The 14,055-nt window shown below is 48.3% G+C and carries 8 protein-coding genes; 6 read left to right on the top strand and 2 right to left on the bottom strand.

The window, feature by feature from the left end:
• The first annotated feature begins 181 nt into the window (after positions 1 to 181).
• From MKY85_RS24465 to dnaI, 4 genes are all read left to right on the top strand, one after another.
• Positions 182 to 1,501 carry a glycoside hydrolase family 125 protein gene (locus MKY85_RS24465; protein ID WP_342570985.1) on the top strand — a complete coding sequence of 440 codons (1,320 nt, stop codon included), beginning with the start codon at positions 182 to 184 and terminating at the stop codon, positions 1,499 to 1,501.
• Positions 1,498 to 4,677: a beta-galactosidase gene (locus MKY85_RS24460; protein WP_342570984.1), complete on the top strand. Its 3,180-nt coding sequence runs from the start codon at positions 1,498 to 1,500 to the stop codon at positions 4,675 to 4,677. The genes MKY85_RS24465 and MKY85_RS24460 overlap by 4 nt, the downstream gene beginning before the upstream one ends.
• Positions 4,674 to 7,469: an alpha-mannosidase gene (locus MKY85_RS24455; protein ID WP_342570983.1), complete on the top strand. Its 2,796-nt coding sequence runs from the start codon at positions 4,674 to 4,676 to the stop codon at positions 7,467 to 7,469. The genes MKY85_RS24460 and MKY85_RS24455 overlap by 4 nt, the downstream gene beginning before the upstream one ends.
• 251 nt (positions 7,470 to 7,720) lie before the next feature.
• Positions 7,721 to 8,671: a primosomal protein DnaI gene (dnaI, locus tag MKY85_RS24450; RefSeq protein WP_253440604.1), complete on the top strand. Its 951-nt coding sequence runs from the start codon at positions 7,721 to 7,723 to the stop codon at positions 8,669 to 8,671.
• Between the two features lie 125 nt (positions 8,672 to 8,796).
• Here the strand turns inward: dnaI and MKY85_RS24445 are convergent, their stop codons facing one another.
• Positions 8,797 to 8,952, bottom strand: coding sequence for a hypothetical protein (locus MKY85_RS24445; protein WP_017692450.1), 156 nt, complete (start codon positions 8,950 to 8,952; stop codon positions 8,797 to 8,799).
• Positions 8,953 to 9,217: 265 nt separating this feature from the next.
• Between MKY85_RS24445 and trxA the strand changes: the two genes are divergently transcribed.
• Together trxA and uvrC are read left to right on the top strand one after the other, a co-directional pair.
• Positions 9,218 to 9,535, top strand: a complete 318-nt coding sequence (gene trxA, locus MKY85_RS24440; protein WP_036605788.1) for a thioredoxin — start codon at positions 9,218 to 9,220, stop codon at positions 9,533 to 9,535.
• Positions 9,536 to 9,984: 449 nt separating this feature from the next.
• Positions 9,985 to 12,063, top strand: coding sequence for an excinuclease ABC subunit UvrC (gene uvrC, locus MKY85_RS24435; protein WP_342570982.1), 2,079 nt, complete (start codon positions 9,985 to 9,987; stop codon positions 12,061 to 12,063).
• Here uvrC and MKY85_RS24430 read toward each other — a convergent pair.
• A complete protein-coding gene (locus MKY85_RS24430; protein ID WP_342570981.1) occupies positions 12,032 to 13,729 on the bottom strand; it encodes a type II CAAX endopeptidase family protein in 1,698 nt (565 codons plus the stop codon). The two genes, uvrC and MKY85_RS24430, sit on opposite strands and share 32 nt — an antisense overlap.
• Positions 13,730 to 14,055 lie beyond the last annotated feature (326 nt).

The following is a 14,055-nucleotide window of genomic DNA, read 5'->3' as shown; positions in this document are numbered from 1 at the left end:
TCGAAGAAGCGAAGCGTTCGCCTTTATTCCCAGATTTTACCCTTTAGAAAAGGGAATCAAAAAAATCTGGGGATAACAGCGATCGGAGGATATTTCTGACCGCGCAGTGGTCCCGTGTAAATTTTTTGTTTCATCCTGTATAGCTACACCATTCAATTTGTTTAAGGAGTTGCACTCATCCATGGAACAGTTTAGATTACCCAAAATACCCATGCCGCCTGTTGCTTTGCCACAATCCATTCAGGCCGTGCTCGAAGAAGCAGAACAGAAACTGGCTCACAGGCCAAAGCTGCTACAATTATTCAAAAACTGCTTCCCCAATACCATCGAAACAACCACTAAGTTGATGGAGGACGGTACCACTTTTGTCATCACAGGAGATATTCCGGCTTCCTGGCTGCGTGATTCGGTGGAGCAGGTCGTACACTACATTCCATTTGCAAAAGAAGACGAGGACCTGCAACGCATCATCGGCGGGCTGATCAAACGTCATATCCAGTATGTTCATATCGATCCATATGCCAATGCTTTCAATGAGACGGCCAATGACTGGCACTGGAACACCACGGACGAGACCGACATGTCACCTTGGGTGTGGGAACGCAAATTTGAGATTGACTCATTATGTTTCGTTGTGCGCCTGGCCTATCTATATTGGAAGGAAACCGAGCTGACTGACATTTTTGATTCCAGTTTCAAGGCAGCGATGCGTAAAATTGTGGATCTGTTCAAAGTCGAACAGCATCATATGGAACAATCTCCGTATCGCTTCACTCGCAATAACGGTATCCCGACAGATTCCTTGCGCAATCACGGAAAAGGCATGCCAGTCAACTACACAGGTATGATCTGGTCCGGTTTCCGTTCCAGTGATGATGCGTGTGACTTCCACTACAACATTCCTGGCAACATGTTCGCGGTTGTTGCTCTGCGTCAGATGCAGGAGTTTGCCGAGTGGGTGTTCCGGGATATGGATCTTTTGCAGGAATTGAAGGATCTGGAGCAGGACGTGGATCACGGCATTCAGCTGTATGGTATTTATCGTCATCCCGAATTTGGACCGATCTATGCGTACGAGACGGACGGTTATGGCAACCACTGTCTCATGGACGATGCCGGTACACCGGGACTCATGTCCATTCCCTATCTGGGTTACGTCACAGCGGATGATCCAATCTATCAGAATACGCGCCGCTTTGCTTTGAGCAAAGAGAATCCATTCTACTATGAGGGCAAGGTTGCCAAAGGAATCGGTAGCCCGCACACCCCGCCGAATTATATCTGGCATATGGGATTGTCCATGCAGGGACTGACTGCGCAGTCTGCCGAGGAGAAACTGGAGATTATTCGCATGCTCGAAGCGACAGATGCAGATACCGGATATATGCATGAAGGCTTCCATGCCGATGATCCAACGATCTTTACACGAAAATGGTTTGCATGGTCCAACAGCCTGTTCTCCCAGTTGGTCTATACATCCATGAAGGATGGCCTATTATGAGTATCCAACCTAAGGATCAAAAGCTGATTATCTTCGCTGACCCTGCGTTTGCCGTAACTGGTGCTTTGCCAACTCAGGAGGCTCTGGATACGTGGGAAGCAGTCGAAGAGATTACTGTTGTAAACGCTGATGAACTTGCAGAGGCGTTGAAAGCGACGGCTGGTGAAGGATGTCTCATCAATCTGCATGCACCCTATTTCCCCAAGTCCGCCTGGACGGAGATTGCAGCTTATCTGCATCAGGGTGGAAGCTTGATCAGTGTGGGGGGCGCACCATTTAAACGCCCGGTTCGATATGAGAATGGAGCATGGGTCGTCGAGTCCGAGCAGACCGCGTATCATCAGGAACTCTACATTCATGAGGCGTTGAACGTATCTGCTGCCGGTGTGCAATCGTTCACTTCATCTGAGCACATCCCGCTTCTGGCCGGCAAAGAAGGACTTTTCGAGATTTCAGATACATGGAATCTGGTTCCGCATACGACCAAAAACAGTGATTTGCCGCACCAGATGGGTTCTGCAGGCACGATGAGTACACAGATTCACTCTTTGCTTCGCGGGATCAACAAGGATGATCGAAGCATTGCTGCTCCAATCGTCCTATGGGAAAATTCCCGGGGGACTTTCGTTGGTTCGCGCTGGATGTTTGTACATCTGCCGTTGACCCCTTCATTCTGGGAGCAGGATGGCGCAGGCGAGATGGTGAAGTGGGCACAATTCTGTGCGCAAGGTGTAACCGAGCTAACCCTGAAAACGAATTATGCTTCGTATGAGCCAGATGAGCGGGCAGTACTCACACTTCAAGGTCAGATTTTACAGCGAGCAGGCAACAGATGTACAGCGTCTGAGCTGTGGACATTCGACATAACAGTGGAGCATGAGAATCGCGTTAATGGCATGGCAGAAAAGGTATGGAGCCATCGACTGGAGATGGAACTTTCCGGTGAACAACGTTTCGAACGCATCCTTCTCCCGGTTTCCATTGAAAGTGGATTGTATCGAATTGTGTGCCGTGCACAGGCACCTGATGGGGAAGTTCGAATCCTTCGGCAAGGCTTTTGGGGACAGGATGCCGCATTGCTGGCAGAAGGGGAAGTAATCACCCGCAGCAGAGATTATTTTGTGAAAGATGGACGGCCTCTCCCTGTTGTGGGTATGACTTACATGACCTCGGATGTAGCACGGAAATTTCTGTTTCTACCGAACGCGGATGTCTGGGATCGCGACATGGCACAGATGGCGAAAGCCGGGATCAACTGGATTCGGACGGGAATCTGGACCGCTTATCGCAATATGATGCAGGTGGACGGTCACATGGCTGAGGACGTACTGCGTGCCATTGATGCTTTCCTGTTAACAGCGAAGCGGCATGGCTTGCAGGTCACGTTTACCTTCTTCTCCTTTACACCGGAGACATGGGAAGGGACGAATCCGTATTTGGACCCGCAAAGTGTCGAAGCACAGAAACGTTTCATCCGCAGCATCGTTAGTCGTCACACGCATACAACGCATGTGGACTGGGATCTGATTAATGAGCCGTCGATGTTTGATCCGGTGCGTATCTTCTCGGCTGGCCCACGCTCGGCGAGGGATGCGTATGAACAGAAAGCCTTTGTCGAGTGGCTTCAGCAGCGCCATGAGACGATAGAAGCATTGCAGGAGGCATGGAACATGTCACCGAAGCAACTTCCCGACTTTGCAGCCGCGGTCATCCCTGAGCCGGAAGAGATTAATTTTGATGTACAAGATATGCACAAGGCCAAAAAAGGAACACGCTGGCTCGATTATTGTCTCTTTTCTATGGAGATGCACAATGTTTGGGCAAGAGAGCTTGTAGGTACGATCAAGGATCTGGTTCCCGATCATCTGGTCACCGTGGGGCAGGATGAAGCCCTTGGTGCGCAGCGTCCTTCGCCGTTCTTCTATGAACGTGAAGTGGATTATACAACAGTGCATTCCTGGTGGTTAAACGATGATCTGATCTGGGACGGCATTTTCGCAAAAACGCCACATAAGCCCAATCTCATCCAGGAGACGGGCATCATGTATGTGGAGACCCCGGATGGACGGGCCAAACGTACGGAAGAAGAGCTTCGCGGCATTCTCGAACGCAAGTACGCCTATGCTTTCTCGACAGGCGGCGCAGGAGCAGTGCAATGGATCTGGAACACCAACTTCTATATGGATAATGCCAATGAGTCTCATATCGGAGCGCTGCGTGCAGATGGCACGGAGAAGCCGGAGGCGGATGTGTCTTATGATTTTGGCCGATTCATGCATGGCATTCGTGATCTCTTTGAAGACCGTGAGCTGGAGGATATTGCCGTGGTGTTCCCGTATTCCAATGATTTCTCCAACCGTGCCCTGGCCTACGATGCCACAACGAAGCTGACCCGTGTAATGTCCTATGATCTGAAACTGCCATTCCGTGCGTTATCCGAATATCATCTGGAAGCGTTGGAGCAGGAGCCACCGAAGCTGGTTATCGTGCCGAGTCCGCATAATATGGACAACGACGCACTGCATCAATTGCTCACGTTTGCAGAGAAGGAAGGCACGAGTCTGCTCATTACAGGGCCACTGGGACTGGATGCGTACTGGAAAACAAGTGACCGGGCAGATCATATCGTCGGCCAACGCAGTCTGGGTAACGTGCAGCGGGAAGAGCTGCTGAATATTAATGGCGTGAATCACCGGGTGACCTATGGACGACGTCGGATCGCCGAGGTGGCGAAGGAGACTTTACTTCATGGGGATAAGGGTACACCAGATGAAGTAACTGTTTTGCCTTTGGGTAAAGGAAAATTGATCTGGACCCCACTGCCGCTCGAGTTAAACGGACGGGATGAACCACTTGCTGAATTGTATCGTTATGCCACTGAGATTTCGGGCGTCGAACAGGAGCTGGAATGGATATCCGGTGGGGATATCGCTGGAATCTACGGCCGGAAGTTGAGTTTTCCAAAAGGAAATCTGTATGTATTCGTATCGGAGTTTGCCTTGAACCATGAAGTTCATGTTAGAGATCAACGTACGGGTGTATCGTATGCGTTCCAATTGGAGAAAAATCGTTCGGTGCTGTTTGCCACAGATGCTGCCGGAGAGCTGAAGGCCGTATATCGCCCGGATGAGGTTGAGATTGTACAACATGAGGAAAGAGGTGGCGTAACACGATGATCAACCGGACAAACAAGTCGAAGAGAGCGCACATTATTTCGCATACCCACTGGGATCGGGAATGGTACTTGCCGTATGAGAAGCATCATATGCGGCTCGTTCAGCTCGTCGATTCACTGTTGGATCAGCTGGATGAAGGATCAGACTATAAAAGCTTTTATTTGGATGGACAAACGATTATCATCGAAGATTATCTTCAGGTTCGCCCGGAGCAGAAGGAAAGACTGGAGAAGCATATCCGCAATGGCCGGATTGTGATTGGACCATGGTACATTTTGCAGGATGCCTTTCTGACGAGTGGAGAAGCCAATGTACGCAACATGCAGGTTGGACATAAGGACGCCAAGCGTTATGGTACCCCTTCGAAAATTGGTTATTTTCCCGATACATTCGGATTGGTCGGACAGACTCCGCAGCTGATGCAGCAATCCGGCATTGATAATGTGTTCTTTGGCCGGGGTGTGAAGCCTACGGGCTTCAATAATACGGTATCGGATGCCGGATATGAATCAAGCTTCTCGGAGCTGATGTGGGAAGGGCCAGACGGATCGAAAGTACTCGGCGTATTATTCGCCAACTGGTACTCCAACGGGAATGAAGTTCCGGTAGACGAGGCTTCGGCCCGAAAGTTCTGGGAAACCAAGCTTGCCGACGCGGAGAAATATGCATCCACGAATGAGTTGTTATACATGAACGGATGTGATCACCAGCCGATTCAGCGAGACCTGCCGGAAGCGATTCGTATGGCTGAGCAATTATATCCCGATATCGAGTTCATTCACTCGAACTTTCCAGACTATCTGACTGCCCTGAGAGCATCGGCTGAACATGAGCTGTCCACGGTCAAAGGTGAACTGCGCAGCCAACGTACCGATGGCTGGGGAACTCTAGTGAACACTGCCTCGGCTCGTGTGTATCTGAAACAGATGAACCAGCTGGGCCAGACCATGCTGGAAAAGGTGGCTGAACCCCTGGCATCCTATGCCTATCTGCTTGGGCATGCCTATCCACATGATCAGCTGACATATGCCTGGAAAACGCTTATGCAGAATCACCCGCATGACAGCATCTGTGGATGCAGTGTGGATGAGGTGCATCGCGAGATGGTGACGCGATTTGATAAGAGCCGCCATGTGGCAGAAGCATTAATTGAGGACAGCACCAATCAGATTGCCACAGCCGTGGATACCTCCATCTTTGCACGCTATGGCGAAAGTGCTCGACCTGTTGTGGTATTTAATACAACGGGCTGGGAACGTAGCGGTGTGGTTCAGATGGAACTGGATGCGGCTCGGTTATATTTCCGGGAAGGATATACGCTGGAAGAGATGGCGGTGCAGATGAAAGCTGTTGACCTGTCAGATCGTATCCTGGTAGATGAAGAGGGTACGCAGATTCCATGTACGGTGGAGGATCTGGGTCTGCAATTCGGCTATGATCTGCCGGATGATCGCTTCCGCCAGCCGTATAGCTGTCGGCGTGTTCGTATTCGTTTTGAAACAGAGAATGTAGCTGCATTTGGTCTGAAGACGTATGCATTGGTCAACTTTACGGATGCCGCAACGAGTGGTATTCCATCACAAACGACTACCTTGTTGCGTGGTGAACGTGGCATGGAAAATCAACATATGATCGTCACGATAGCGAACAATGGTTCATTCACCCTCACGGATAAACGGACAGGCCGGACTTACAATGACCTTGGCGTGTACGAAAATGTGGGCGATATCGGTAATGAATACATGTTCAAGCAGCCAGAGAACGAAGTGGCGCGAACAACATGCGACCTTCAAGCAGAGATTCGGGTTCTTGAGGATACATCCTACTCGGCCTCGTTCGAAGTGATTCATCAATGGGAAATACCGGAGTCAGCGGATGAAACGCTGGACAAGGAACAGCGGGAACTGATTTATTATCCACATCGCAAAGCCCAGCGTTCAACTAAAATGATTCCCCTCCAGATCCGTACGGTTATATCATTAAGCCGTAGTGGAAAAGGAGTGCAAATGGAAACCACCTTCAACAATCAGGCGAAGGATCATCGGGTGCGCGCACTCTTCCCAACAGATCTTGTATCTGCTGTTCATCATGTGGACTCCATGTTTGAAATTGCGACACGTGATAACACACCTGCACCGGAGTGGCAAAATCCAAGCAATACACAACATCAACAGAGTTTTGTGGATGTGAGTGAAAAAGATGCGGGATTGGTCGTAGCCAATCTGGGTCTGAACGAGTATGAAGTTCTTCAGGATGGACGAAACACCATCGCCGTTACGTTGCTTCGTGCTGTGGGCGAACTTGGAGACTGGGGATTGTTCCCGACACCGGAAGCACAATGCCTTGGTGAACATACATTTCAGATCGAGGTTGTTCCTCACGATGGCAATGGTGCAGCGTCAGGTGCGTATAAGGAGGCCTACCAGTTCCAAGTTCCATGGACATTGGCACAGACGGAAGTACATCCGGGTTATCTGACACCTAGCAGCACACCATTGGCATGGCAAGGAGACGGCTTGGCTTTTTCCTCACTCAAGGTGAATGAAGACTCCGGTGATGTGATGCTCCGTTGGTACAATGTGACCACCGAGTCCGTTAACTTGAAGCTTGCTGCATCGCAAGCAAATCCGCAACCATTCGAATTGGCATATAAGAGCAACATATTGGAGGAAGAGGGCGAAAGGCTCCATACCCACAGCATAGAAGAGGCATCAACATTATCATTTGCCAGTAAGGAATGGAACATACAGGCTGATTCATGTGAGATCATCACTGTCGGCTTGCGCCGCTAAACGAGGTTGAAAAACAGATTTTTGGACATGCACTAAAAGGTACAGGACTACTAGTATGCGATGAATCAGGTATTACGTATGGTGGTGGAAGGGGTACGCTATTTACCAGATGTATCTGTTGAGTTATTGGTTGTTTTTCTATAGAATGAACAGTAGAATTGCAAACGATCGAAAGTTCCTATGCCATCAACATGGCTAGGGAGCACTTCAATTGTTCATTCTATATTGAAACATTAAGGGGGCTTGAAGCCATGGAATCCTTGGGAGGACTGCTTCAGCAGCTGAACCCTGCCTTTCGTGAGCAATCGCGGCGGATTGCGGCGGAATTGATGGAAAATCCGTACGTACGCGAATTCCGTGCAGGTCATCCTGAACTGCAAGATGCACAGCTCATGACCGATCTGAGCAAGCTGTTTCAGTACGCCAAAGACTCAAAGAACTGTGCGAATTGTCCGGGACTCGACAACTGTCCTAACGATTTTCAGGGCCACTTTTGCAAACTGGAAGTAGAACATTTTAACGGTAAACCCGAAATTATAGATATAAAAGCACCTTGTTCCAAACATGTCGCCCGGCAAAATGAACATATCATTAAGCAACGCATTCGCAGTTTCTATGTGGATGAGCGTGCGCTAAGTGCCGGATATAACGATGTGGAGATCATGGGCAAGGATCGGATGCGTGCTCCGGCAGTGAATCAGGTGCTTCGTTATATTAGGGAGACCAAGGAGAACGGATTATCTCCGCAAGGACTGTTCCTGGAAGGGACATTCGGGACAGGCAAGACGTTTTTGATGTGTTATCTGCTGCATGAACTGGCGGTGGCAGGCCACACGGGTGTCATTATCTACATGCCTGACTTTGTGGAGGATCTGAAATCCATGATCAGTGAAGGGCAGAAGCTGAAGGAAATGACGGATGTTCTGAAAAGTTGTGATCTGCTTATCTTTGATGATATCGGGGCAGAGAATCTGAACCCTTGGGTTCGGGATCATGTGATGGGGTCTATTCTGAACTATCGGATGAATCGCAAACCAACGTTCTATACGTCCAATTACAATCTGGATGGGCTTGAAAAACATCTTAGCTTCACCAATCGGGACGGCGAGGAAATGAATAAAGGCCAGCGTCTCATGGACCGGATTCGTCCATTCGTGGATGTCATCTCCGTTCGGGGTGAGAATCAGCGCGGCAAACGTTAACCGGTAATTCTTTTGGTCTGATCGGCAAAATGTACTTTTTACATTATAAGTAGTCCCAAAAAAAGCCTGGCTTTCGCATTGTCGCGAAAACCGGGCTTTTCTGGTCCTGCGTGAGCCTGAGCAACCTATTCGGTGAGGAATTTGAAGATGACCATACCGAAAAAGATCACTGTCATCAGGCCGGCCATGCCGGCAACACCTGCGATCAGATCAAATAGATCGTTGCGGGGTTCCTCGTTCACATGTTCACGCGGGTCGCTGATCCGCACATTTGCATCCATGTTATTGCCTCCTTATGGGGAATGACAGCTTGGCCTGAAGCGGCTGCAAACCCGGAGTAATTTTAGTATACTTGGAAAAGAAAGCGTTTGTAAAGATTTTGCAGTGGGTATGCCACATCCTGTAATTGTGAAGATTTGATGTTGGGAAGATGAACATTGCAGCGTTCAATTCACAAGTTTAATGTACCTGTGTTATACTGGAAGTGTCGTTCACGACGTTACAGGTTAAAATAAAACCGTAAGTATATATAAGGAGGACAATTTCATGGCTATTGTTAACGTATCCGATCAATCCTTCAACGCTGAAGTAGAAGGCGAAGGAACGGTTCTTGTTGATTTCTGGGCGCCTTGGTGTGGTCCTTGTAAAATGCTCGCTCCAATCCTGGAAGAGCTGTCCACAGAAGTTGGCGATGCAGTGAAAATTGCTAAAGTTAACGTGGATGAAAATCCGGAATCTGCTTCCCGCTTTGGCGTAATGAGCATTCCAACGTTGATTTTCTTCAAAGATGGTCAACCGGTAGATAAAGTGGTTGGTCTGAACTCGAAAGATGCGCTCAAAGGAATTATTGAAAAACACCAATAAGTTACAGGCTTAAACATACGCCTCCGGTTTACATACCGGGGGCGTTTTGCGTCGAATACCTTTATATAGGACAATATAAAGTATACTATTTATATAAAATGAAACTGGAAATTTACATGTTAACGGAGAAGACAGAAATGATCTCGGCAAAGCATAGCCATTGCAAGTTTCATCCGAATTTCAGTTGTAATATGTATTAGACTAATTATTTACACTTTAGCGGAGAGAACAGAAATAACCTGAAGAAGCGAAGCGTTCGCCTAAAAGCTTTCTGAAAGAAAGCTACATCGGAAGCATACGCTATCACCGGATGTTCCCTTTTAAAAAAGGGAATCAAAAAAATCTGGGGATAACAGCGATTGGAAGGTTGTTCTGTTATCGTAGCGTTTGTGTGAATTATTTGTAACGTGAGGATTTCAGCTTTTTCGGGAAGGAGGATTCACCGAATTATGGATCAATTCATGAATGATTTGCAGGATCAGGAGAAGGCATTGGAGCAGATTCGCCACAAGCTCGCTTTGCTGCCAGATATGTCAGGTTGTTACCTGATGAAGAACAGTGAAGGCACGATTATCTATGTCGGTAAGGCCAAAGTGCTGAAGAACCGCGTACGCTCTTATTTTATCGGCAGTCATAACGGAAAGACTCAGCGTCTGGTGTCCGAAATCCGTGATTTCGAATATATCGTGACGGGCAGCAATATGGAAGCACTCATTCTGGAGTGTAACCTGATCAAGAAACATATGCCGCGTTATAACGTGTTGCTTAAGGATGACAAGACATTCCCGTATCTTAAAATTACGAATGAAAAGCACCCCCGTCTGGAAGTAACCCGGCGTGTGCTGAAAGATAAAGCCAAATACTTCGGACCTTATCCGAACTCGTATGCGGCACACCAAACGAAAAAATTGCTTGATCGTATGTATCCACTGCGCAAATGTGGTGTAATGCCCAAAGAAGTTTGCCTGTACTATCACATGGGACAATGTCTTGCCCCTTGTGTGAAGGAAGTGGAGAAGGAGCAGTATGACCAGATTTCACAAGAGATTGGTTCATTTCTAAGCGGTGGTCACGAAGAGATCAAGAAGGACTTGCAGCGCAAGATGCAGGAGGCCGCGGAAGATCTTTATTTTGAACGGGCCAAGGAACTGCGCGACCAGGTGATCGCCATCGATGCGATGATGGAAAAACAGAAAATTACGATGGCCGATGCCAGAGACCGGGATGTATTTGGGTTTGCCATTGATAAAGGCTGGATGTGTGTCCAGATTCTATATATGCGTCAGGGTAAAATGATTGAACGTCACGTATCCACTTTCCCGTTTTACGGTGAGGCGTATAGTGACTTCATGTCCTACGTTACGCAATATTACAGTGATAATCCGGCATTGCCACAAGAAATTTTGTTGCCGGAAATGCCCAAAGATATGCCGACCGGTGATGACAGTACGGATACGAGTTCTGATGCTGATGGATCGGTGCCTGCCGCAGTTACGGTAGAGGCGCAACAAGCGGAGCAAAGTACCGCTAACCAGCCACTGGTTGCTGAGACCCGTGCAGCTTATGGAAGTTCCGCGGAGTCAGAAGGTGAACAGCCTGACAGTATGCAAGAGGATGCTCTTACAACGGATACAACCGCTTCAACTGAAAAGCTCCCAGCAGGTCTGGAAGACCCGACTCAGGTTGCTGCTGCTTTACAGGAGTGGTTGGAAGTCAAAGTGCTCATCCCGCAACGTGGATTGAAACGCCAGATGATCACCATGGCCGTGGATAACGCACGTGTAGCACTGGAAGAGAAGTTCCGCCTGATTGAGCGAAATGAAGAACGGACATCCAAAGCTGCTGAAGGACTGGGACGTTTTATTGGACTGGATCAGCTTCACCGTATTGAAGCGTTTGATAACTCGAACATCCAGGGTACAAACCCGGTATCTGCCATGATTGTATTTACCGATGGTAAACCGGATAAGAAGGAATATCGGAAATACAAGGTCCGTTCAGTTGAAGGACCGGATGATTATGAAACCATGCGGGAAGTCATTCGTCGCCGTTACGAGCGGGTATTAAAAGAAAACCTGACCCAGCCTGACCTGATTGTGGTCGATGGTGGTAAAGGGCAGATCTCGGCTGCGGTCGATATATTGGAAAATGAGCTGGGGCTGTTTATTCCGGTATGCGGACTGGTGAAGGATGCGAAGCATAAGACTTCACAGTTGATGATCGGTAATCCACCGGAAGTCATCTCCCTGCCTCGGGATAGTCAGGAATTCTACCTGTTGCAGCGGATACAGGAAGAGGTCCACCGTTTTGCGATCTCGTTCCACCGGGAACAGCGTGGCAAATCAATGGTGACATCACGTTTGGATGCCATTCCGGGGATCGGAGAGAAGCGGCGTAAACTCCTGTTGAAGCATTTTGGCTCTTTGCGCAAAATAAAAGAGGCCAGCGTCGAAGACTTCCGGCCTCTATCTATTGGTGACAAGTTGGCAAATCAGATTATTGCAGCACTTCGGGATGAGGAGTCGTAACATACGGCTTCTCTTTTTGTTTTGGATTGAATTTGTAGACCAGATATCCAACGATGGCCGGGAGTACAATCCAGAAGAGTCCGGCAGCCATATTCAGGGCATCTCCCATAAAGACCAGGCTGAGTCCCATCAGTAAGCTGTCGAAGATCACATGGGCGAATACAACGGCAATGAAGCCGTGACGCAGCATGATCAGACTGAACAGCAATCCAATGACCATCAGCTCAATGGGCCGGGTTATGACCGGGTAGATCGGATATAACGTATGTCCAAGTGCCCAAATGATCGTTGGGATCAGACAGGCAATAAACGTGTTACGCACAATCTTCTGCATCATGCGAATGCCGAACAGTCGATAGACGGCTTCTTCACCAATACCGGCCATCCATGCCATGATCGGGAAGAGCCAGGCATAGGTCATGTTAAATGTAGATTGATCTGCTGACGTCGTTGACCATGTGCCGATGCTTCGCTCCAGAATGAAAAACAGGATGGATTGAACACCCAACAGAATGAATGCCCACAGGTAACCGGCAAACATACTGTGAAGTACATATTTTCCGTATCCCGGTTCTTTGGCACGAGGCCAAGGATTCAGACCTATTTTACGCCACATGCCGTCACCGGCAACGAGGGACAGATAGATGGTTGCACTCATGACCAGTGTAATACCTGTCTGCAATAACATCAGGAACGCTAACATGAAGCTGGAGAGCCCTTGTGCCTGAAAGAGTGGAATCATGTTCAGCGTACCAATAACCGATGCTGCAAAATACACCAGCGAGAGAATGATCCCGCGTTTGAAGGACGTATGTGCTCGGGTCAGAATGCTATAGATGATGGCGAGCACGCCCAGAACAAAGGTCAGGAATGCATAGCCACCATACGTCATCCAATTGGCTTGGCGCGTTTGAGCTTTTACATAGTCGGTATGGGATTCAGGGACCGAGAAGCCAGGATCGAATGATCGTACGGCACCATCTTCAAACGTGAAAATCAGTTCAAGTTTGGAATCTCCAATGACTTTTGAAGGATCTGTATACTTCAGTCCCGCTTCACCATCGCGAGTATCCAGTTGAAGTGTGGGCACTTCATAACCGAATTCGGTCAGAACGCCAGCCGCCAGCTGTTCTTTCTCGTCCAGTGACATATTGCCTTCGGCAAGTACTTGCGATGTGGTCACTTTCCCGGTGCTCTGCTCCGCCTCAATGGCGGTGTAGAGGGAAGAAGGCAGTTCCCGTTTGAAGCCGACCACTTTTCCTGTTTTCATATGTACGTCAACATGAAGATAACCGCCTCTGTCCTGGTCAGGCAAACGAACGCGGTATACATCGTAAGGATAGCTTGTTTCCCATTTCTGGTTATAGGTATCAAGTTGTTTGGTTTTGGCCATATACCCGTAGATTTCGGAATGTGTCTGGTAGGTTACCAAGGGTTTTCCACCATCATTTGGCAAAGTATAGTCATCCACAGAAGCTGCGAATGATCGTGCGGCTTGCGTCGCCTGCTCCTTGCTTATGAAGGACGTGGACGAAATTTCGGTCGTTTGCGATGAGGTAGCAGGAAAGATCTGAAATACAAAAAATAGAATCAGGCCAATCGCCGCAAGCAACCCCAGACGCTTGAAGTTAGCCTTGAGTAGCAAAGGCTGCCCTAAGGGATTCATGTAATGTTGTTCCTCCTTATTTAATAGAGGTTGTTCAAAAAGTTTCTAGCTTCATCCCATCTTCTTGGTACTGAAAACCGTCCTTTTTGAACACGCACTAATATGGATATTAAGTTAACATAGCACAGGCCATACACCGAATGCCAATGATGTAACGAAAACTGGTGTAAATCCTTGAAAATGAATGAAAAGGATCGAAAGAATCTGATTCATTCGTCGTCATATCTGAGTTTTTCCCTTTTTGGCTGAATTCGATGCTATTTACACAAAAACCGTTTTGTCTACAAACGCTGCAGCGCTTATAATTTTGAAGCAAATGTGCAACG

This window comes from Paenibacillus sp. FSL R5-0749 (assembly GCF_038595085.1).
In the GTDB taxonomy this organism is placed as follows: Bacteria; Bacillota; Bacilli; order Paenibacillales; family Paenibacillaceae; genus Paenibacillus.
This window is presented reverse-complemented; position numbering and strand designations above follow the sequence as displayed.